Source organism: Arthrobacter sp. THG-b23 (genome assembly GCF_059091265.1).
This window is the reverse complement of sequence record NZ_JBNHGM010000005.1, coordinates 119696-142920: the sequence shown is the minus strand read 5'-3', so window position 1 is coordinate 142920 and position 23225 is coordinate 119696. Positions and strand designations below refer to the sequence as shown.

Genomic DNA, 23225 nt, shown 5'->3' with positions numbered 1-23225 from the left:
ACCAAGTCTAGTGAGCATCGGCGTCGCGCCCGCTGTAGGAACCCTACAATTTCGCCGCAACTGCTTTTGCCCGATCGAGGCCGACGACGGCGGTCCGGCGGCAGCCCCTCGGCGGCCCGCGGTCAGTAGGATGGGATACATGAGCCCGAGTTTCTCCGACGTTGACCGACCGGCCCTGGATTTCGACGGCCTCAGCGACGCCCTCTGCGCACCCTTGGGCCCGTACCGGAGGCTCGAACTGGTGGAATCCACGGGCTCCACCAATACCGACCTGGCGGCCAAGGCGGTCGCCGACAAGGTGGGCTGGTCGGACCTGAGCGTCCTGGCCGCAGAGGTGCAAACCGCAGGCCGCGGCCGGCTGGAACGGCAATGGAGCGCCCCGGCGCGCTCGTCAGTGATCGTGAGCATCCTGCTGCGCCCCTTCAACCACGCCGGCCGGCCCGTGCCGACCCAGAGCTACTCCTGGTTCTCACTGCTGGCCGCCGCCGCGCTGGCAGAGGCGCTCGGCGAGTACGCGCAGCTCAAGGCCGAGGTCAAATGGCCCAACGACGTCTTGGTCTCCGGACGAAAGATCGCCGGCATCCTGGCCCAAATCGTCAGCTACCCCGACGGCTCGCCCCCCGCCGTCGTTCTCGGCACCGGCCTCAACGTGACCCTCTCCAGGGATGAGCTGCCCGTTCCCACGGCCACCAGCGTCGCGCTGGAAAAGGGCCGGACGACCGACCGGAATATCCTGCTGATGTCCTATCTGCGGGTGTTCTCTCAGCGCTACCGGCAGTTCTGCGATGTCAGCGGCGACCCCGCGGCCGAATGGGACGACGGATCCAGCCTGATCGGGCGCATGCGCGACGTCATGGTCACGCTGGGACAGCAGGTGCGCGCCGAGCTTCCGGACGGGAAGCAGATCATCGGCGAGGCCTTCGGCCTGGACGCTTACGGCGCCGTGAAAATCCGGGATGCGGAGGGCACGGAGCACGTCGTGACAGCCGGCGACGTCGTGCACCTCCGCCCGCACGAAGGTTCCTGAGTTGCTCCATACGCCCTGCTGCGGCCGGGAGCCGCGTTGCGGTTGAAACTGGATCCGGGGGAGCGCGTGATCGTGGCGACACGGCCGCAGGCCCGGAAGCTTTCCTGGCCGGTGGTGGCAGCACTGCTTGTGGTTGGCGTTGGCTCCTACGTGGTGGGCAACCTCAGCCGCCCCAGCCCGCCGGACTGGGTGGTCGAGTGGCGCCCGTTGCTGCTCGCCGGACTGGCGGTGACGGTGGCGGCGCTGCTGTCACGGCTGTTCCTGTTACCGCTGCTGCGCTGGATGAGTACGCGGTATCTGCTGACCAGCAGGCGGCTGATCATCCGCCAGGGCGTCGGGCGGCGGCATGAACGCCAGCTGCTGCTGGTGGCAATTGCCGAAGTCCACAGCGAACAGTCCATCATCCAGCGCACACTGCGCAGCGGCAATCTCACGATCGACCTGGGGCACGGACGCACCAGCAGGCTGGTTGACGTACCGGAGGTCCACCGGTTCAGATCGTTGGTGGTGGAGGCCATTGAGGAGCTGCCACGCACCGCCATGTTTGATGGTGTAGACATGGAAACGGAAACCGAGTGGAACAGCTGGGACAGCTGACAGGGAGGAAAGCACAGGATGGACATCAGCAGCGGACAGGATGAACCGCGCCGGGCACCGGTCCCGCGTGATCCCGAGCTGCCCCACCTGCTGCGCCGCGAAGTCCCGCCGCCGGCCGCGGACGAACCGGACGAAGAGCTGGAGGAAACCCGCCCGGAGGATCCGGAACCTGTGCTGGAGGCCGAGCCGGCACCGGAAGGGCTGCGGGCCACCGGAGGCCACCCGGCCGGGGAGCCCGAGCCGCTGACCTTGTCCATGCCGCGCGTGCCGTTGCCCGCCCAATCAGCACCCGCCGCCGAGTCCAACGGGAAAGTGGACCGGCAAGCGATCAAGGATCTCGAGATCCGGTTGCTGGGCTCCGAACGGACCATGAAGCGCCGTGAAGTGGCCGCCGGTGCAGGAGTCTCGCTCTTGTCGGCCCGCAAGATCTGGCGGGCCTTGGGGTTCGCCAACCTCGGGGACGAGGACCTCGCCTTCACCCAGGCCGACCTGGATGCCTTGACCACCATCATCGATCTGGTCCGCGAGGAGCGGCTGACCGAAGAAGCGGCCATTTCGATCACCCGGTCGGTCGGCCAGATGACGGACCGCATGGTGGTCTGGCAGGTGGAGGCATTGGTGGAGGAAATGGTGCACCAGCGGGGGCTCACCGATGCCCAGGCCCGCCAGCGGCTGGTCCATGAGCTGCCGAACCTGATCGATTCCCTGGAAAAGCTGTTGCTCTACTCCTACCGCCGACAGCTCAACGCCGGGGTCGCCCGCCTGACCGTGCGGGCCGAGTCCGCCCTGGGCGCCGGCGCCGGCGCTGGTGGCGACGTCGATTCGCTGCCCCTGCTGCGGGCCGTGGGTTTCGCCGACCTGGTTTCCTATACGAGCCTGTCCCGCCAGATGAACGAGAAGACCCTCGCCCAACTGGTCCAGCGGTTCGAAAACCGTTGTGCCGAGATTATCTCCGTGGGCGGCGGGCGCTTGGTGAAGACGATCGGCGATGAAGTCCTCTACATCGCGTCCTCGCCGCAGGCCGGGGCTGAAATCTCCCTGGCGTTGGCGAAGGCCATCGGTGACGACGACCTGCTGCCGTCGGCGCGGGTGGCCATGGTCTGGGGCCGGGTCCTTTCCCGGCTCGGTGACATCTACGGCCCCACGGTCAATCTCGCCGCCCGGTTGACCACGCTCGCGGAGCCCGGCACCGTGCTGGTCGACGCGTCCACCGCGTCCACGCTGGCCGGGGATGAGAGGTTCGTGTTGATCCCGCAGAAGGTGCGCACCGTCCGCGGATTCGGCGAGGTCAACCCGGTCACCGTTGCCCACGGCACCGGCCAAGGGCTGGTCGTCGACTAGGTTCGGAGCGAGCGGCGCCGTCGTCGTTCCCGAGACTTCGCCCGGCAGGGGAGCGCTCCCCATGCCCTCGGGTTTACGCTCGGTGGTTATACGTGCAATAGTCGGTAAGGGCCCTTGGTGCACCAAGGGCCGTCTTTGGGTGCCTTGCCGGCGTGTCGTCGCGGAATTCCGCGGGGCGTCGACGGGGAATCGGCGCGGGATCACAAAGGAATCAGGGCATTGCGGGGAAGAATGTTCGGGCGGACGCGGCGGCGCAAGACGCTGGCATCGACGACTACCTTCTCTGTGGCGACGGCGCTGGTGGTCGGTGGTGCCATCTACTACCAGGGTTTCCCCACCGCTGACGTGGACCTGAACGACGGCGGGGTGTGGGTCACCAACAACAGCCAGGGGATGGTCGGCCACCTCAACTACCAGTCCCAGGTGCTCGACGGCGGCTTCAGGGCCAACAGCGACGGCTTCGACGTCATGCAGAACGCCGGCACGGTGTTCATGGAGAACCAGGACCAGTCGATGCTCAGCCCGGTGGACGTGGCGCAGATGGAGCGAGGGTCGGAGCAGCAGTTGCCCGGCACCGCCGACGTGGCCTTTGGCAACACGCTGCTGTCCATCACCGACACCGTCAAGGGCCAGGTTTGGATCAGCCCGGCGGACGAGCTGGGGTCGTTCAACGAGGAAACGGCCGAGCCGCTGCTCACCGATGCCAAGGGCAGCGTGGCCACGGTATCGAAGCAGGACACCATCTTCGTCGCCGATCCGGATGCCGGCGAGGTGGCCCGCTTCGAAGTCAACGATGAAGGCGTGGCCGAACGCACCGGCGGGCACCGGGTGGAGTCGCTGGCAGAAGCCGGGGATCTCCAGATAGCCGCCGTGGGGGAGGAGGCGGTGGTCTTCGACGCCGACTCGGGCCTGCTGGTTCTCCCCGGCGGCCGCGAGGTCACCGTGCCGGACGCCCGCGGCGGGGCGCTGCAGCTCAGCGGAGACAAGAGCCCGTTCGTGGCGCTGGCGACCGAGTCGGCCTTGATCAAGCAGCCGCTGAATGGATCTGACGCGGACGTCGTCCCGCTGGAAGGCACCGGAACACCGGCCGCGCCGGTCCAGCTCGCGGGTTGCCTGCACGCGGCCTGGGCCGGCGTCAACCACTACCTGCGGGACTGCGGCGACGACGCCGATGATCTCGCGCAGCCGATCCAGGGCATCGGGTCGAACGCGTCGCTCGTCTTCCGGGTGAACCGGGACATTGTGGTCCTCAATGATGTGAACGCCGGAAACGTGTGGCTGGTGCTCGAAAACATGCAGTTGGTGGACAACTGGAGCGACCTGATCCCGCCGGAGCAGGAGAACGAAGAAGACGAAGAAGACTCGGCGGACGAGAACCCGGTCAACACGCTGCCCGACCGCACCGAGGAAAACCAGCCGCCGGTCGCCCAGGACGACACCTTCGGCGTCCGTGCCGGCCGCACCACCACGCTGACCATCCTGGATAACGACTCCGATCCCGACGGCGACGTGCTCACCGCCCGCCTGACCGGCGACGGCCCGGGCATCGGCGAGGTGCAGGGCATCTATGACAGCACCGGACTGCAGATCGTGGTCAACGGGGATGCGGCACCCGGCCGGCACACCTTCAACTACGAGGTCGACGACGGCCGGGGCGGTACGGACACGGCGCGGGTGGCGATTGACGTGCGCGCCGAGGGCAGCAACTTGCCGCCGGAAACGAAGCGGAAGACCACCATCCTGGTGGAACAGGGCCGCGAAATCAGCCAGAACATCCTCAGTGACTGGATCGACCCGGACGGGGACGACCTGTTCCTGGTCCGCGCCGACAACACCGCCGACGGCGACCTCGTGCGGACCCGGCCCGACGGGCTGCTGACCTTCCAGGACGTCGGGAAGACGTTCGGCAAAAAGGACGTCACGGTGCGGGTGTCCGATGGTTCCGAAACCACCGAGGACGTGGTGGTGTTCGACGTCCGCCCGCCCGGCGCGCTGCCGCCGCTGGCCAACGCCGACCATTTTTCCGCGACCGTGGGCCAGGAAATTCAGATCGCGCCGCTGAAAAACGATCAGGACCCGAACGGCGGGGAACTCCGGCTGGCCAAGACCGGCTCCGCGCCGAACACTTCGATCGTGCCCGACTACGACGCGGGCACGGTCAAGTTCACGGCCGATGCCGCCGGCGCCCACTACTTCACCTACCTCGTCACCAATGGGCCCTCCAGCACCACCGGCCTGATCCGCATCGATGCCACCGAAGACGACGGCGGCGGCGCGCCGGTGGCCGTGCGGGACGTTGCGCTGCTGCCGGAGAACGGGCAGGTGCTGGTGGATGTGCTGGCCAATGACACCGACCCCGCCGGCGGGGTCCTGGTCGTTACCTCGGTGGACGCGGACGGTGCGCCCGTCGCCGTCGAGGTGCTGGACCACAACATCCTGCGCCTCTCCGACGTGAAGGGGCTGCACCAGCAGACCACCATCCGATACACCGTGTCGAACGGCTTCGCCTCTGCCACGGGCGAGGTCAGCGTGATCTCCGTGGCCGGCCAGGACAAGCTGCTGCCGCCGCAGGCCGAGGCCGATACGGCCACCGTGCGGGTCGGCGACGTCGTGACGGTGGAGGTGCTGGCGAATGACACTCATCCGAACGGCGACACGCTGGAGCTGGTGGATGAGCTCGCCGAGACCCCGGACCCTGCCGACGGCCGCATCTTCACGGCCGAGAACACCGTGCGCTTCATCGCCGGGCAGCAGGCCAAGACGGTCTATGCGGTCTACGAGGTGACTGACACGACAGGACAGAGGGATTCGGCCCAGCTGAGGATCAACATCCTCCCGCGCGACGACGAGTCCAACTCCCAGCCCGCCCCCAGGAACCAGGAGGCCCGCGCCATCGCGGGGTTGACGGTTCGTATTCCCATCCCGCTGAACGGGATCGATCCCGACGGCGACTCGGTATACCTGACGGGCATCGACAAGGCCCCCACCCAAGGCGCGGCCGTCGCCGGGCCCAACTACATCGACTACACGGCATCGGCGCAGGGCGCGGGAACCGACACTTTCACCTACCAGGTCAGGGACCGGCTGGGCGCCGTCAATACGGCCACGGTCCGGGTGGGCATTGCCCCCGCGCCGGAGAGCAACCAGAACCCGGTGGCGATCGACGACGGGATCGAGATCCGGCCGGGCCGGACGGTGGCGGTCGACGTGCTCAAGAACGATTCGGATCCGGACGGCGACGCGCTCCTGCTGGACCCCGACAAAATCGTCGGAACGCCCGAGTCGATTGCGGCCAAGGCCGAAGACGGGCGCGTCTATCTGACGACTCCGGCCGAGGAAGGCACGGTCAACGCCCGGTACACCGTGGGCGACGACCGCGGCGGCTCCGCCGTCGGGACCGTGACGGTCCAGGTGAGCGGGGACGCCCCGCTGCAGGCGCCGCTGGCCCGTGATGATCGGGTGGAATCGGCCGACATCAAGGGGCGCACCGCCGTCGACGTGCCGGTGCTGGAGAACGACGAGGACCCGGACGGCGTGGCCAAGGAGCTGGACGTCCTGGTCGACGGTGACTATCCGACCGCCCGGGCGGTCGCCGACGGCCAGGTCAACGTGGAGCTGACCGACGCGGTCCAGCTGATTCCCTACACCGTCCGGGACGTGGACGGGCTGCAGGCCACCGCGGTCATCTGGGTTCCGCCGCTGGGCGAGCAGTATCCGGTGCTGCGCGACAACACCCCGCTGGACGTGACGGCCGGCGACGAACTGCAGCTGGACCTGACCGAACTGGTGGAAGTCCGGCCCGGCCGCACCCCGCGGATCACCGTGGCGGAGAACATCCGCGCGATCGGCACCAGCGACGACGAATGGATGGCCGACGCGAGCACGCTCAGCTACAAGGCGGACCGCGACTACGCCGGCCGCGGCTCCATCACGTTCGAGGTGACCGACGGGTCGGGCCCCGACGACCCCGAGGGGCTCAAGTCCACGCTCACCATCATGACCAAGGTGATCCCGGCCGCCGACCGGAACTTCCCGCCCGAACTGACCACCGGAACGCTCGACGTGGCCAAGGGCGAAGACGCCGTCAGCTATGACCTGCGCCCGCTGGCCAGCGACCCGAACCCGGAGGACCTGGAGAAGCTGCAGTTCGCCGTCGAAGGCGGGACGCCGGAAGGATTCGACGTCAGCCTGGAGGGCAGCGTGCTGCGTGTGGCGGCGGCTGCCGCGCTCCAGACCGGCGCCACCGGCGTGGTCAACTTCTCCGTTACCGACGGCCGCTCCGATAAGGTGACCAGCCGGGTGAGTGTGCGGGCGACCGCCTCCACCCGCCCACTGCCGGTCGCCAACGACGACGAGGTGCCGGACGCCGTGCAGGGCGAAGCGCTGCCGGTTGACGTGCTCGCCAACGACGTGAACCCGTTCCCGGAAACACCGCTGACGATCGTCAGCGCCGTGGCCGGCAACGGGGGCACCGCGGAGATCGACGGGGAGCGGATCATCGTGACGCCCGGCGCGGACTTCTCCGGCACCATGACCGTCGCATACACGGTGGAGGACAAGACCCGCGAGGGGAGCCGGCAGGCTACGGCGAACGTTTCGCTCGTCGTCAAGGGCCGGCCGGAGACGCCCGGCACGCCGCTGGTGGACTCGGTCCGCAACCAGACCGTGGTGCTGTCCTGGACGGCGCCCGGCGACAACGGCGCGCCGATCACCGGCTACACCGTGAACGCAGTAGGCGGGGGATTCAGCCAGCAGTGCGCGACCACTACCTGTACCCTGACCGGCTTGCAGAACGACGTCGAATACACCTTCACCGTGACGGCGGAGAACGCCGTGGGCACGTCCGATCCGTCGGCTGAGTCGGCGGTGGCCCGGCCGGATGTCCGGCCGGCGACCCCGGCCGCTCCGCAGTTGAAGTTCGGCGACAAGTCACTGGACGTCAGCTGGACCGCACCGGCCAACGAAGGCTCGGCCATCGAGAGCTACACCCTGGAGATTTCGCCGGCCCCGCCGAGCGGCCAGCTGCAGAAGAACGGCCTGACCGGCACCAGCTACAAGTGGGAGGGGCTGGAAAACGGCCAGGCGTATGAGGTCCGGGTGCAGGCGCACAACCGCGCCCCGGAACCGAGCGACTTCAGCGCCTACTCCGCCGCAGAGGTGCCGGCCGGTCCGCCGGCTGCTCCCACCGCTCCTGCCACCGAACGGGTGAAGTCCGTGGGGGACCAGAGCCAGCTGAAGGTGAGCTGGGCCGCGCCGGCCAACAACGGCGGCGAGATTCTCGACTACACCGTGCGCGAATACCAGGGCGGAGGGCTGACCCGGACCTTCCCGGCGGTGAATGCGACGTCGCAGACGGTGACGGCACCGAACTCGGAGATCGCCTATACATACACCGTCACGGCCCGGAACAAGGCCGGGTCGGGCGAGGCCAGCCCGCAGTCGAACGCGCGGCGGGCGGTCGGCGCACCCGATGCCCCGACCGGCGCCTCGCTGAGCGAGGCGCAGACCGGCGGGGCGGGACGCGCGGTCACGGTGTCCTTCAACGAACTGACCGCCGCGCAGCGCAACGGCGCCCAGTCCGGCGAAGTCAGCTACCGGGCGACCTTCAGCGACGGCCGGACCATGGCCATCACGAACGGGCAGCAGGTGGGAGGCTTCACCAACGGCAAGGCCGTCAATGTGCGCATCACCTCCGTGGCCGACAGCGACGGCGCGAGCTACTCCAGTGCGCCGAGCGCCGCGTCCAACAACGCGACTCCGTATGGAGCTCCCGGGAAGCCCAGTGTCTCCGGACAGGACGGCGCCAGGGAACAGCAGTCCGTGACGTTCAACTGGAGCGCACCGGCGGCGAACAGCCACGACGTTGCCCAGATCCGGATCCGGATCGATGGGGGCGCTTGGCGGAACGTGGCCAACTCCGGAAGCGAGACAGTCGACACCCGCGCGTACAACAAGCGGGTGACGTTCGACGCGCAGTCGATCAATTCCCGCGGCACGGCCGGTGCGATAGCGTCGGCTGCGGCAAGCTCCGGCGACGCTCCACCGCCGCCGCCTCCGCCGAAAACGAGCTGGGATGTTATCGTCGGCGGCAACGAAACAAAGTTACAGTCTGGGTGGCGTACCTGCATGGAGTACATCGGGAGTCTCGGCGCCAACTTCAGCAACGGGGAATGTGCCGGTGACCACTGGGCTAATCTCGAGCGAAAGCACACCACCATCACCGTCGCGTGCTACATCACATCGTCCGATGGCTACTGGTACCGGCAGTCGTATTCCAACCCGTCGTATACCCATAACAACGGATTGGTGGTCAAGGGCATCCACGTGCGGGAGTCAGGCGTCGCCGGGCACCTCGGAAGCCGGCTGCCTTCGGGCATGAACACAGATGATGACAAGTGCTGATCGGAGCGCCGTCGTGGAACGACAGCAGGTCGGGATTCGGGACCACGGCTGTCGGTTCCTAAACTAACAAAGGCTTTTGACACTGATGCAACAAAAAGAGAGACCGGGAACAGCATGACGATGACTTCCGAGCAGGCCGAGTGGTTCGCCGAGACGTTCGGGAAGCTGGCCGCCAACGTCGGCCAAGCGGTGCTTGGTAAGAACAAGGTGGTGCGGTTGGTGCTCACGGCCATGTTGGCCGAGGGCCACGTGCTGCTGGAGGACGCCCCGGGAACCGGCAAGACCATGCTGGCCCGGTCGCTGGCGGCCACCGTGCAGGGCTCGAACTCGCGCATCCAATTCACGCCGGACCTGCTGCCCTCGGACGTCACCGGCATCACGATCTACGACCAGAAGACGCAAAAGTTCGAGTTCCACAAGGGCCCGATCTTCGCCACCGTGGTGCTGGCGGACGAGATCAACCGTGCCTCGCCGAAGACGCAGTCGGCGCTGCTGGAAGTCATGGAGGAAGGGCGGGTGACGGTCGACGGCGTGACCTATGACGCCGGGCGCCCCTTCATGGTGATCGCCACGCAGAACCCGATCGAGCAGGCCGGTACGTACCGCCTCCCGGAAGCCCAGCTGGACCGCTTCCTGATCAAGACGTCGATCGGCTACCCGGACCGCGCGTCGACGGTGGAACTGCTGGGCGGAGCCAGCACGCGCGACCGGTCGGCCGCCCTGACGCCGATCATCACTCCGCAGGCCGTCAGGGACATGGCGGACCTCGGGGCCACCAACCACGTGGACCTGTCGGTGCTGGAATACGTCTCGGCCCTGTGCGAGGAAACCCGCAACGCGGCCGAGTCGCGCCTCGGCGTGAGCGTACGCGGCGCCTTGGCCATGGTCCGTGCGGCCAAGGTCTGGGCCGCATCCCAGGGCCGCAACTTCGTGTTGCCGGACGACATCAAGGAACTGGCTCCCGTGGTCTGGAACCACCGGTTCGTGATGGACCCCGAGGCGGAGTTCGCCGGTGCTACCCCGGAGGCCGTGATGTCGCGCGTGCTGGCCGACGTGCCGGCGCCCCAGCAGCGGGTGACGGTCTAGCGCCGTGCCGAAGGAACTCTTCCGGCCGAAAGCGGCTGAATGACCGAGACCACGACGAAGCAGGCCACGGAGCAAACGAACCGGCTCGGCGGCCTCAGTGAAACGATTCGGCGGGTGGCTCCGGACAAAGGCAGCAAGCTGCATCCGGCGTCGCTGGCCGCCCAGGCTGGTTCGCTGGCCGGGCAGTACGTGTGGCCGGGCTGGCGGCGGGTACGGGGTGCCGCGGAGCGCTACCTGCGGCCTGTGCTGGACACCGTGAGCCCGCTTGGCTGGGTGGTGGCCGGCGGCACGGTCCTGCTGTTGGTGCCCGGGGCCGCCTTTGGCTGGCAGGAAGCCAAGATCGCGGCGCTGACGGGACTGTTCCTGCTGGCGCTGGCCATAGGTTTTGTGTTGGGCCGTTCCTCGTACGGCGTGGAACTGGACCTGGCACGCACCCGGGTCGCCGTCGGTGACCAGGCCGTGGGGAGCGTAGCGGTGACGAACACCGCGGACAAACCTCTGCTGCCGGCCGCGCTGGAACTGCCGGTCGGGGCGGCCACGGCCGTGTTCCAGCTGCCCCGCATGAAGGCCGGCGAAGTGCACGAGGACCTGTTCACCATCCCCACGCAGCGCCGCGCCGTCATCGTGGTGGGGCCGGTCCGTTCGGTGCGTCAGGATCCACTGGGCCTGCTGCGCCGGCAGATGATGTGGACGGAACCGACCGACCTGTTCGTCCATCCCCGCACCACTGCGCTGGGCAGCTCGGCCGCCGGCTTCATCCGCGACCTTGAGGGACTGCCCACCAAGGAACTGGCCAGCGCCGACGTCTCCTTCCACGCGTTGCGCGATTACGTCCCCGGCGACGACCGCCGCTACATCCACTGGAAGACCACGGCGCGCACCAACTCGCTGATGGTGCGCCAGTTCGAGGAGACCCGCCGCGCGCATCTCGCCGTCGCGGTCTCCACGAACACGGAGGAGTACGGCTCGGAGGAAGACTTCGAACTGGCTGTCTCCGTGGGCGCATCGATTGGGCTGCAGGCCCTCCGCGAGCAGCGCAACCTGAGCGTCCTGACCCAGCGGGGCCCGCTGCGCAGCGAAACCGGCCGCATCCTGCTGGATGAAATGACCCGGATCGAAGGCAAGCCGCAGCGCTCCAGCGCGGTGGAACTGGCCCGCAGTACCGCCGACGCGGTGCCGAATGCCTCCGTCATGTTCCTGATCGTCGGCGATCACGTATCGGCCACTCAGCTGCGCCAGGCATCATCGGCCGTGCCGGCCGGCATCCGTGCCTTCGCCATCCGCTGCGGCGGCGGTCTCCAAGTCGCCCGGGCGACCATCGGCGACCTGTCCGTGCTGTCACTGTCCAGCCTGGACGACCTGGCCATCGTGTTGCGGAAGGCCGCTGCATGAGCAGCGCAAAAGCTCCGCTTCCGGAGCAACAACCCGGCCGGGTCCGCCGCCGTGCCGCCGAAGCAAAGAACGACGCCGGCCCTACCGCCCCGCGGAAGCGGCGCGTGCCGGCTGCGGGTGGACTGGCGGCCTGGCTGCCGCGGCCCGCACGACAGGTGGCACTCGATGCGGCTGTCCTGGTGGTGCTGCTGGGACTGGGGCTGGCCGGATTCCACCACGTTTTCGGCGGCAACGGCCGCTACCTGACCGCCGGTTTCGGCGGCATCGCCGTCGGGCTCCTGCTCTCGCTGGTCGGCGCCCGCTACCGGATGATGGGTCTGTTGTCCACGGCCACCGCCGGGATGGGGGCCTACCTGCTGCTCGGCAGCACCTTCGCCGCGCCCACCGAAGCCATCGGGGGCGTCCTGCCGTCGCTGGACTCGCTGCGCACCGTGCTGACCGGCTTTGTGTTCGCGTGGAAGGACATCCTCACGGTCGCCCCGCCGGTAGGGATCTCCGGCGGAATGCTGGTGGTGCCGTTCCTGGGCGCCCTGGCCGCCGCCCTGCTGGCCGGCACGTTGGCGTGGCGTGTCCGCGGGCCGTACTGGCCGCTGCTGCCGGTACTGGGGTTCTTTCTGCTGGGCATCGCGTTCGGCACCGATGTCCCGGCGCTGCCGGTGCTGCGGGGCGTGCTGCTGGTGGCGGTGTCCGCCGCCTGGCTGGCCTGGCACCGCCACCTGGCCCGGGGGGATGCCGCTGCCGGCGTGGCTACCCCGGCACTGGCCGACCCCGCCGCACACCGGGCCGGGCTGCGGCGCAGGCTCGGCCTGGGCGCCGGAATGCTGGCGTCAGCGGTGGCGCTCACGGCGCTGGCCGGCCCGGCACTCACGGCGCGCGGCGATCGCGAGGTGCTGCGCGACGTCGTCGTTCCCCCGGTCAATCTCTACGACTATCCGAGCCCGCTGATGGATTTCCGGAGCTACGTGAAGGACCAGGCCGAGGAGACGCTCTTCACCGTTGCGGGGCTGCCCGAGGGCCAGCGGGTGCGATTGGCGGCGCTGGATACCTTCGATGGCACGGTCTACAACGTCAACCCCGAAAGCGGGGGCAATTTCAAACCCGTGGGCGACGCCGGCTCGCTCGGTCCGGCGTCCGGCGGCACCGCGCGGCTCGACATCCGGATCGGGGACTACAGCGGCGTCTGGCTTCCCGCGGGCGGGCACATCGACGGCATGGCGTTCGAGGGGGAGCGGGCGACGGAGCTGGGCGGCTCGCTGTTCTACAACGACGACTCGAAGACAGCGCTGACCACGCGGTACCTGGTAGCCGGAGACAGCTACTCGGTGGAGACCACGTTCCCCGGCCGGCTGGAGGACGCCCAGCTGGCACAGTATGACTTCGCCTCCGTCCGCCTGCCGAAACCGGCCAGGGTGCCGGACATCGTCGCGGCCAAGGCGAACGAGTTTGTGGGTGAAGCGACGGTGCCGATCGAACAGGTGCGCCAACTGGAACGGAACCTGCACGAGAACGGCTTCTTCAGCAACGGCAAGGAAGACGAAGCGCGCAGCCTGTCCGGCCACCACGCGGGGCGGATGATCCAGCTCCTCGATGCAGAGCAGATGATTGGCGACGACGAGCAATACGCGGTGGCGATGGCGTTGATGGCCCGGCACCTGGGCATCCCGGCCCGGGTGGTGATGGGGTTCTACCCAGATCCGAAGGAAGGCCATTCCGCCGGGGAAGCAGTTCAGATCAAGGGCGAAGACGTGCACGCCTGGGTGGAGGTGGCATTCGAACATGCCGGCTGGGTCGCCTTTGATCCGACTCCGGACGAGGACAACGAGCCGACTCCACCGCAGCAGGAACCGAAGTCGACGCCCAAGCCGCAGGTCCTGCAGCCGCCGCCTCCGCCGCAGGAACCGGCCGAGCTGCCGCCGGACACCGCCCCGGAGCCGCAGGACGCCGAGCAGCAGGAGAAGTCGTTCTGGGAACTGTGGGGCTGGCTCTTCGCGGCCGTGGGCATGGCGGCCGTCCCGCTGGCTGTATTGCTGCTGCCGCTGTTGCTGATCGCCTGGCTGAAGCTGCGCCGGCGCAGGCGGCGGGCCAGCGAAGGCCTGCCGAGCCACCGCGTGGGCGGCGGCTGGCGCGAGGTGATGTCGCTGGCCACCGATATGGGAGCGCGAGCCCCCGCGAACGCCACCAGGCGCGAACATGCCGCCATGCTGGCGGGGCAGTTCCCGACCACGGCGCACGGCACCACGCTGCTGGCACACCGCGCCGACGCGGCCATCTTCGGGGCAGCCGAGCCGACGGAGGTCCAGGTGCAGCAGTACTGGGACAAGGTGGACGACTCGCTGGCCAAAATGAAGGACTCGCTGGGTTTCTGGCAGCGGCAGCGGGCCAAGTTCACACCCCGCTCGCTGGTTGCGGACGCCAAGCGGCGGCTGGCGCAGCGGCGGACAACGGCCGCCACTAGAATCCGTACAGTAGACTCACAGGCCGGACGGCCGGAACAGGGCGGGAGCAGCACGTGGCAGCAAGACTGAATCTGGTCAGCGCCCCGGTCGGCAAACGGCTGGGGGCGTGGCTGATCGACAAGATTCCGCCGGCCGTGCTGATGCTGGCCGCCTATGCTGCCAGCGTCCCGGCCGTGATGGAGGCCGCGGCCTCCGGCAGCGCCTCCGCTGCCGCGGAAGCGCTGGGCGGCATGTTCCTGTGGATCGGGCTGGCATCTCTGCTGTCGCTGGCCTACACCATCTGGCTCTGGGGCTGGGAAGCGACCAGCGGCAAGACTCCCGGCAACCTGCTGCTGGGCCTGCGTACGGCGAACGAGGACGGACATGCGGCCGGCTGGGGAGCCATTTTCCTCCGCGGGCTGATCATCGCCGTCGGCTCGCTGGTGTTGGCCGTGGGCGCGGTCGTGGTGGTGGTCTCCAACGTCTGGGACCGCAACCACAAGCGCCAGGGCTGGCACGACAAGGTGGCCAAGACCCTGGTGCTCGACGTGGCACAGGGGCGCGATCCGCTGACCACCGGCGGACTGTACGGGCCGGCGGCGTTTGCGCCGGACGGTACCGACGCCCAGGTCGGCTTTGCCGGCGCGGCATCGGAAGGACAAGACCCGCACCGGCCCGTCGCTGAGCCTGCTCCGCAGCCTTCCGCCGTCATCTCCGCGATCCCGGGATTCGGCCCCGCACCGGTAGCGCCGGAGCCCACCGTCCCGGCAGCCGGCGCCGTCTCCGCCGCGCCGCCTGCGCCGGCGGCCGTCAGCCAGGGCACCCCGGAGGCACCGCCGTCGTACGTCCCGGCAGCGGCGGGCCAGACTGCGGAGGTGGGCCGGGACAACCACCCGGACGAAGAATTCGCCGCGACCCGGGTCCGCACGGCGGCCCCGCCTGCCGGCCCCCTCACCATCACCTTCGACGACGGGCGCAACGTGGTACTTGAAACGACGGCCCTGATCGGGCGCAACCCGGCCGCAGGCGCCGGCGAGGAGATCGACCAACTGATCGATTTCGCAGACATGGGACGCTCCGTATCCAAGACCCACCTGCTGCTGCGGGTCGACGGCGGCACCGTCTGGGTGACCGACCGCAACTCCACCAACGGGACCGCGGTGACCGGCGGCGACGGCATCCGGCGCCAGCTGGCCCCCGGGGAAGCGGTGGCTGCCCAACCCGGAGCGACCGTCGAGTTCGGCGACCGCGGCTTTACCATCGGACGCGCATGAGCACGGCGTCGGGAGCGGAGCCCATCCGGCTCAACGTCGGCGCCGGGTCCGACCGCGGGTTGCGGCGGCAGCTGAACGAGGACGCGTACCTGGCCGACGGTACGCTGTTCGCGGTGGCCGACGGCATGGGCGGACACGAGGCCGGCGAAGTGGCCAGCCGCATTTGCGTGGAGACGATGCGGGACTACGTGGCCAGCCACGAACTCGGCGCGCACGAGCTGGAACAGCTGATCGCCCGGGCCGACGCACGGATCAGGGTGGCGGCGGCATCGCGGGCGGGCACGACGGTGTCCGGGGCCGCGCTGGTCTCCGAACGCGGCGTGCCCTACTGGCTCGTGTTCAACGTCGGCGATTCCCGCACCTACCGGCTCAACCACGGCAAACTCGTACAGGTCAGTGTCGACCACTCCGAGGTGCAGGAACTGCTCGAGGCGGGACAAATCACCGCCCAGGAGGCCCTGGTGCATCCGCGCCGGCACGTCATCACCCGGGCGCTGGGCACCGGCGAAGACAACCAGCCGGATTTTTGGATGGTGCCCGTGGAACCGGGGGACCGGATCATGATCTGCTCCGACGGGCTGACCTCGGAGGTCAGCGACGACCACATCTACAGCATCCTCACCTCCCTGTCCCATCCCCAGGACGCGGTCGATGCGCTGATCCAGGCCGCGCTGCGCTCCGGCGGACGGGACAACATCACCGTGGTTGTCGTTGATGCCGCCGGTCCCGCGGGCCAGGCCGAGGACGCCTCGACCGCGCCGCGGCAGGAGGAGACGACGACGCTGCCCCGGCTGGAAGCTCCCGAACAGGCAACCGCCGTGGGGGATGACTGATGGCGGGCATGGCGTACAGCCCCGGGCCTTGGCTTGGGTTGGTCAACGGCGACACAGCGGTACTCCTCGAATCGGGCGCCCCCGATGATATGGTGCAGCAGTTGTGGCAGGCGCTGGAGTCCGGCGCCACGCTCGAAGCGCTGCTGGGAACCGTCGTCTCCGGCTACGGCGCCAACCTGTCGGCCATGCCGCAGTTCGGCATCATCTCCTGCGCCGGCGGCATCCACGCGGTGCTCCGCGGCGACGTGGTGGCATCCGCGGATCCGGACGGGCAGGAACTGAGCGGACGCGGTGTCTCCAGCTGGACCGAAGGACGGCTGGCGGCCGACCGCGTGGTTATTGCGGCCGGGGCCGGCGGATCCCACCCGGCAGGCCAGCCGGACCCATGGCTGCCGCTGCGCGCCGGCGCGGTACAGTTGGGTGCCCTTCGCATGTGCGCGGCAGTTGCCGCCGGACGGGAGCCACGACCGGGGAGCCCAACGGATTCGACAGGGACTGGCCCGGCTGCCGGCGTTTCGGCACCTGCGCCTGCACCGGTACCGGCTCAGGCGGCGCGGACCGAAGCGGCAGGGCCGGAGTCCGGCGGGGCGGAGGCCGGATGGTCCGAAAGCCTGGAAATGACCAGTCTTTACATGCCGGAAGATGAGTCCGACGCCGCCGCTGCCGCCGATGAAATGGTGCAGGGCGCCGAACCGGTGCCGGACGCCGGGCAAGCCGCCGGCGCCCAAGCGGTGCAGGACACCGGGGCGGCAGATGATGGCCTGGACCAGACGGTTGTCCACGCCGCCGCGCAGCGGGCCAACCTGCAGGCACCGCCGCCCCATGCCGCCGCCGGCGATGCCCAGCCGGGAGTCGCCGTCGCAGCCCGTCCCGCGGCGGCGGGCCGGACCGCCGGGCAGCCCGGCCAGCCGGTGGACCTGATCGACGCCGTCCCCTGGCTGACGCCGTCTGCGTCCGCCCGCGCCGCCGCCGCGGAAGCGGCCAGGGATTCCCAGCCGGCCGATCCGACCGACCGCAGCCCTGCCGCTGCCGGCCCGCCTGCCGGGTTCGTCCCGGGGGACCACGCCGACGGCGACCACGACGGGCAGACGCTGATGCGCAGCGACCTGCCCGAGGTCCCGGCAGCACCCGCCGCACCCGCAGCACCCGCCGCTGCCGCCGCGGCGCCGTCGTCCGTGCCGAGCACCGCGCCCATGGTGCTGGCCCGTTTGTGCGGTCACGGCCACGCCAATCCACCGACCAGTTCAGCGTGCTCTGCATGCGGCGGGCAGCTGGGCGACGAGGCCCAGGAGGTGCAGCGGCCGGCGCTGGGGCACCTGCGGTTGTCCACCGGGGAAGTCGTGGAACTGGACAGGCCCGTGATCGTTGGACGGCAGCCCTCCGCGAACCGGGTCCAGGGCAGTGTGATGCCGCGGCTGGTTCCGGTGCACAGCGCCAGCGGGGATATTTCGCGCTCACACGTGGAAGTCCGGCTGGAAGGCTGGCACGTCATCCTTGCCGACTTGGACTCCACCAACGGGACCTTGCTCTTGCGCGGCCAGCAGGCGCCCCGGCGGCTGGGCCACGGCGAGTCGGTCATGCTGCTGGACGGCGACATCGCGGACCTGGGCGACGGCATCTCCCTGCGCTTTGAGGACCTGCCGTGAGCATGAAGCGCCCGCCCGCACCGCCGCCCGCCATCGATGGCTACCGCTACGTCAGGCTGCTCGGCTCTGGCGGTTTCTCCGATGTCTATCTTTACGAACAGGATCGACCCAAGCGCCGGGTTGCGGTCAAGGTACTGCTGTCCGGCCTGAAGACCGAGGACGCCCGCCGCCGCTTCGAATCCGAAGCGAACCTTATGGCGCAGCTGTCCACGCATCCGTTCATCGTCACGATCTACGAGGCCAATCTCACCGCCGACGGACATTCCTACCTGGCCATGGAGTACTGCTCGCGTCCCAGTCTGGACGTGCGGTACCGCAACGGGCCGCTGGCGGTGGACGAGGTGCTGGCCCTCGGAATCCAGGTGGCCTCGGCCGTGGAAACCGCGCACCGGGCGGGAATCGCGCACCGCGACATCAAACCAGCCAACATCCTGGTCACCGACTACAACCGGCCGGCCCTGACCGACTTCGGCATCTCCTCCTCCGGCGCTGACGGCGGGGACGGCGACACCGGCATGTCCATCCCCTGGTCGCCGCCGGAAGCATTCCAGGGTGCTGCGGGCAACGGCACGCGCAGCGACATCTGGTCCCTGGGTGCCACCGTCTACACGCTGCTGGCCGGGCGGTCCCCGTTCATCCAGCCCGGCGGGAACAACTCCCAGCGGGACCTGATGGACCGCATTGCGCATGCGCCGCTGCCGCCGCTGCGCCGTGCCGACGTGCCCCCATCCCTGGAACTGGCCCTGGCTACGGCGATGGCCAAGTCGCCGGGCTCGAGGTTCACATCGGCCTATGCCTTCGCGCTGGCCCTGCAGCGGGTCCAGACGGAATTGAACCTCTCGGTGACCCCGTTCGAGGTGCTGGAGGAAGCGCGGTCGGCTCAGGCAGACGGCGGCGACGACGGCGAGGCGACGCGTGTCCGCGGGATTGTCTCCATCGACCCGTCCGCCGGCACGGCACCGACGGCACCCGGCTTCGCCTTCCCCGAACGCACCGGGAGGCAGCCCGCCGGGCCGGCGCAGCCGGCAGCAGGCACCGCAGCCGGGCCGTGGCTGCCCGGCGGCCCCCACGGGTGGCGCCTGGAGCTGGACCCGGACGGCGCCACAGTGCTGCGGGACTCGGAACAGGACCAAGCGACGGACCCCGACGGCGAGGCGCGGCGCCGCCCCTGGGCCTGGGTGGCCGGGGCCGCCGCCGCGGCAGCGGTGCTCGCCGGTGCCGTCGTCGTGCTAAACCGCCCTGCCTCCGAGGCTGCAGTGCCCGAAACCCCCGTCAGCCGGCCGCCGGCAAACGCGTTGGAAGGCCTGTCCGGCAACGTGGTGCCGCCGGAGGACCTGGCCGGCCGGGTGCAGGGCGGCGAGGCAGTCTTCAGTTGGACCAATCCGGACCCCCGGGACGGCGACCTGTATATCTGGACGCCCGTGACCGCGTTGGGCCGGGGCGAGGCCGAGCGCACCGGTGAACCCGAGGCAACCATGCCCCTGGCGCAGAATGACCGGACCTGCATTGAAGTGGTGGTGGTGCGGGCCAATGGCCGGGCCTCGGATCCGGTCCGCGGCTGCGCGGACAAGTAGCTGCCCGGCCTGCGCGGCTTTTGCGGGTAGTTTTGAAACGTTGAATCACGCACTGCCCACGCGGTCAGTGCAGACAAGGGGGATAGCGGTGGCGGATGTGAGCATTGAGTTCTGCGGCGAATGGTATGAAGCCACGAACAACGACGTGTTCACCATTGGGCGCGAAGGCGACCTGGAGATCGACGACAATCCCTACCTGCACCGCAGGTTCCTGCAGATCGCCCACTATGACGGCATCTGGTGGCTGGCCAACGTTGGCTCCCTCATTTCCGCGACCATTGCCGATTCGACCGGGGGCATGCAGGCGTGGCTGGCGCCGGGAGCGCGGATCCCGATGGTCTTCAGCCAGACGAACATCGTTTTCACGGCCGGCCCCACGACCTATGAGCTGTCGGTCCATGTGAAGACGCCGTCGTTCCGCCAGGAACACCGGGACACGGATGCGGTGGGCGAAACCACCATCGGCCCGGTGGTGTTCACCGCGTCGCAGAAGGCCCTGATCCTGGCCCTGGCTGAACCGATGCTCAAGCGCGACGGGACCGGCCTCAGCTCGATCCCGTCGTCCTCGCAGGCGGCGGCCAGGCTGGGCTGGCCCCTGACCAAGTTCAACCGCAAGCTGGACAACGTCTGCGACAAACTGGACCGCGTGGGCGTCGCCGGACTGCGCGGCGGCGGCGGAAAGCTTGCCACCAACCGGCGCGCGCGGCTGGTCGAACACGCGGTGACCTCGCACCTGGTCACCGCGGCCGACCTGCCGCTGCTTGACGAACGGCCGGACGCGGAAGACTGAACGGCCGGACGCGGAAGACTGAGCGGCCGCCGGTCCAGCGGGGACTTGCGGGCTCCGCCATCGTCGCCTGAACCGCGCTTCTCGGGCAAGATAGTCAGGTGAGCACAGTCGAAACACCTGCCAGCGATATTCCCGGCGACGAGATCCGCCACGAGTACGAGCAGTTGACCGAGGACGTCCGCAAGTACCGCTACGCGTATTACAACGAGGACGCCCCGCTGGTCTCGGACGCCGAATTTGACCAGCTGTACCGGCGGCTGGAGGAGATCGAGGCACTGCACCCGGAGTTGGTGGCCAACGACTCGCCCACGCAGGAAGTCGGCGGCGAGGTTTCCGCCGCCTTCGCCCCGGTGGAGCACCTGCAGCGGATGTACTCGCTGGAGGACGTCTTCTCGCTGGACGAGCTGAAGGCTTGGGTGGACCGCGCCACAGCGTCTGTGGCCAACCTGGGCAACGGCAGGAAACTGCGCTGGCTCAGCGAAGTGAAGATCGACGGATTGGCCGTCAACCTGCTCTACCGCGATGGTGAACTGGTCCGGGCCGCGACCCGCGGAGACGGCACGACCGGCGAGGACATTACCCACAACGCCCTGACCATCGCCGACATCCCGCGCCGGCTCTCCGGCGGCAACATCCCGTCCGAGGTGGAGATCCGCGGCGAGATCTTCATCCCCACCAAGGACTTCCTGGCGCTGAACGAGCGGATGGTGGAGGCAGGCAAGGCGCCGTTCGCCAACCCGCGGAACTCGGCGGCCGGCTCGCTGCGGCAGAAGGACCCGAAGGTGACGGCCGAGCGGCCGCTGCACATGTTCGTCCACGGGATCGGCGCCCGCGAAGGGCTCGTCGCCGAGAGCCAATCGGACACCTACGCGATGCTGCAGGAATGGGGGCTGCCCACCAGCCCCTATTACAAGGTCGTGGACAGCTACGAAGAAGTACTGGAGTTCATCGAACACTACGGCGAACACCGGCACGACCTGCTGCACGAAATCGACGGCATCGTGGTCAAGGTGGACGACTTCGGCCTGCAGCGGGCGCTCGGCCACACCTCCAGGGTGCCCCGCTGGTCGGTGGCCTATAAGTATCCGCCGGAAGAGGTCCACACCAAGCTCTTGGACATCCGGGTCAACGTGGGCCGCACCGGCCGCGTTACCCCGTACGGCGTGATGGAACCGGTGAAGGTGGCCGGTTCCACCGTGGAGATGGCCACGCTGCACAACCAGGACGTGGTCAAGGCCAAGGGCGTGAAGATCGGCGACATCGTGGTGCTGCGCAAGGCCGGCGACGTGATCCCGGAGATCGTGGGCCCGGTGCTGGCGCTGCGGGATGCGCAGGATCCGCCGGTGCGCGATTTCGTGATGCCCACCGACTGCCCCTCGTGCGGCACCCCGCTGGCTCCCGGCAAGGAAGGCGACGTCGACCTGCGCTGCCCGAATGCCAAGTCCTGCCCGGCGCAGCTGACCGAGCGGGTGGCCCATCTGGCTGGCCGCGGCGCCTTCGACATCGAAGCGCTGGGCTACGAGGCCGCGTTCGCGCTGACCCGGCCGGCCGAACCCGAACAGCCTCCGCTCACCAACGAGGCGGGGATTTTCAGCCTCAGGCCCGAGGACCTGGCCGACGTGCGGATCCGTCGCGAGAAGAAGACGAAGGGCGTGCCCACCGGCGAGACGGAACTGGTGCCCTACTTCTACACCAAGGGCACCGCCAAGAAGCCCTCTGTGCCCACGGCCAACACCAGGAAGCTCTTCGAGGAGTTGGAGAAGGCCAAGACCCAGCCGCTCTGGCGGGTACTGGTGGCGTTGTCCATCCGGCACGTTGGTCCCACCGCTTCCCGCGCCCTGGCCACCGCGTTAGGGTCGATGGACGCCATCCGGGCCGCCAGCGAGGACCAGTTGGCGCACGTGGACGGGGTGGGCCCCACCATCGCGGCGGCGCTGAAAGAGTGGTTCGCCGAGGACTGGCATGCCGGGATTGTCGACGCCTGGGCCGCCGCCGGCGTGCGAATGGCCGACGAGGTGGACGAGAGCATGCCCCGCACCCTGGAGGGGCTGACCGTGGTGGTCACCGGGACGCTGCCGAACTTCAGCCGCGACGAGGCCAAGGAAGCGATCATCATCCGCGGCGGCAAGGCCTCCGGCTCCGTCTCGAAGAACACCAGCTATGTGGTGGCCGGCGAGAACGCGGGCACCAAACTGGACAAGGCCGAGTCCCTTGGCCTGACGGTGCTGGACGAGGACGGTTTCCGCCGGCTGCTGGAAACCGGCAAGGCGTGACGGGGGAGCGGCCAGGGCCCGGCGCCGGCTGGCAGCAGTTGCTCTCCGCCCTGGCCAGCCACCGCCTGCGCGGGCTCTACGCTGCCCTGGTGCTGGGCCAACAGCCGGAGATGACCGCCAAGGAACGGCAGAAGCTGCTCGCCTCCGGCCTCGTGACGGACGACGGCGGTGCCCTCACAGTTGAGCCCGGTGTGTTCAAGGCCGCGCTGGCCGCGGCACGGAAACCCCAGCAGACGGGCCCGGAAAGGTTCCTCGCCGGCGAGCTGGTGGTGCTGCCATCCCGTGCCTCCGACCGGCTGGAACTGTTGGGCCATATACGCGACCGCATCATTTCCGGCAGCGAGGTCATGGCCGAAAAGGAACTGAACGCCAGGCTGGCCGCCTTCACCCCCGATGTACCGATGCTCCGCCGTGCCCTGGTGGATTACGGTTTCCTGGACCGCGAGCCGGACGGCAGCGCCTATCGGATCGCGAACCGCCGCGCCAACGGCCCCGGGCAGCAGTAGCAGCGGAAAGCTGCGCCGAAAGCAGCGGCAGCCACTTCGCGAAACGCGC

General features: G+C 69.0%; 14 protein-coding genes. All 14 read left to right on the top strand.

Going from position 1 to position 23225, the window contains the following annotated elements; translation table 11 throughout:
* The first annotated feature begins 139 nt into the window (after positions 1 to 139).
* Positions 140 to 1027, top strand: coding sequence for a biotin--[acetyl-CoA-carboxylase] ligase (locus AC5RVD_RS11180; RefSeq protein ID WP_494111463.1), 888 nt, complete (start codon positions 140 to 142; stop codon positions 1025 to 1027).
* A 36-nt stretch (positions 1028 to 1063) separates the two neighbouring features.
* Positions 1064 to 1624 carry a PH domain-containing protein gene (locus tag AC5RVD_RS11175; protein WP_494126946.1) on the top strand — a complete coding sequence of 187 codons (561 nt, stop codon included), beginning with the start codon at positions 1064 to 1066 and terminating at the stop codon, positions 1622 to 1624.
* A gap of 18 nt (positions 1625 to 1642) precedes the next feature.
* Complete coding sequence (locus AC5RVD_RS11170; RefSeq protein ID WP_494126945.1) at positions 1643 to 2965, top strand: adenylate/guanylate cyclase domain-containing protein; 1323 nt, start codon at positions 1643 to 1645, stop codon at positions 2963 to 2965.
* 231 nt (positions 2966 to 3196) lie between these two features.
* Positions 3197 to 9367, top strand: a complete 6171-nt coding sequence (locus AC5RVD_RS11165) for an Ig-like domain-containing protein (RefSeq protein ID WP_494126944.1) — start codon at positions 3197 to 3199, stop codon at positions 9365 to 9367.
* Positions 9368 to 9481: 114 nt separating this feature from the next.
* Complete coding sequence (locus tag AC5RVD_RS11160) at positions 9482 to 10453, top strand: AAA family ATPase (protein WP_494126943.1); 972 nt, start codon at positions 9482 to 9484, stop codon at positions 10451 to 10453.
* 39 nt (positions 10454 to 10492) lie between these two features.
* Positions 10493 to 11845, top strand: coding sequence for a DUF58 domain-containing protein (locus AC5RVD_RS11155; RefSeq protein WP_494126942.1), 1353 nt, complete (start codon positions 10493 to 10495; stop codon positions 11843 to 11845).
* Positions 11842 to 14370: a transglutaminase TgpA family protein gene (locus tag AC5RVD_RS11150; protein ID WP_494126941.1), complete on the top strand. Its 2529-nt coding sequence runs from the start codon at positions 11842 to 11844 to the stop codon at positions 14368 to 14370. The genes AC5RVD_RS11155 and AC5RVD_RS11150 overlap by 4 nt, the downstream gene beginning before the upstream one ends.
* Positions 14355 to 15554 carry an RDD family protein gene (locus AC5RVD_RS11145; RefSeq protein WP_494111457.1) on the top strand — a complete coding sequence of 400 codons (1200 nt, stop codon included), beginning with the start codon at positions 14355 to 14357 and terminating at the stop codon, positions 15552 to 15554. Before AC5RVD_RS11150 ends, AC5RVD_RS11145 begins: the two co-directional genes overlap by 16 nt.
* A complete protein-coding gene (locus AC5RVD_RS11140; RefSeq protein WP_494122873.1) occupies positions 15551 to 16387 on the top strand; it encodes a PP2C family protein-serine/threonine phosphatase in 837 nt (278 codons plus the stop codon). Before AC5RVD_RS11145 ends, AC5RVD_RS11140 begins: the two co-directional genes overlap by 4 nt.
* Positions 16388 to 16395: 8 nt before the next feature.
* On the top strand, positions 16396 to 18033 hold the full coding sequence (locus AC5RVD_RS11135) for an FHA domain-containing protein (RefSeq protein ID WP_494126940.1): 1638 nt from the start codon (positions 16396 to 16398) through the stop codon (positions 18031 to 18033).
* Entirely contained in the window at positions 18030 to 19607 is a 1578-nt protein-coding gene (locus AC5RVD_RS11130; RefSeq protein ID WP_494126939.1) for a serine/threonine-protein kinase, read from the top strand. The genes AC5RVD_RS11135 and AC5RVD_RS11130 overlap by 4 nt, the downstream gene beginning before the upstream one ends.
* Positions 19608 to 19695: 88 nt before the next feature.
* Positions 19696 to 20397, top strand: coding sequence for a hypothetical protein (locus AC5RVD_RS11125; protein ID WP_493988059.1), 702 nt, complete (start codon positions 19696 to 19698; stop codon positions 20395 to 20397).
* Positions 20398 to 20495: 98 nt separating this feature from the next.
* Positions 20496 to 22670 carry an NAD-dependent DNA ligase LigA gene (gene ligA / locus AC5RVD_RS11120; RefSeq protein WP_494126938.1) on the top strand — a complete coding sequence of 725 codons (2175 nt, stop codon included), beginning with the start codon at positions 20496 to 20498 and terminating at the stop codon, positions 22668 to 22670.
* A complete protein-coding gene (locus tag AC5RVD_RS11115) occupies positions 22667 to 23176 on the top strand; it encodes a DUF2087 domain-containing protein (protein WP_494126937.1) in 510 nt (169 codons plus the stop codon). Before ligA ends, AC5RVD_RS11115 begins: the two co-directional genes overlap by 4 nt.
* Positions 23177 to 23225 lie beyond the last annotated feature (49 nt).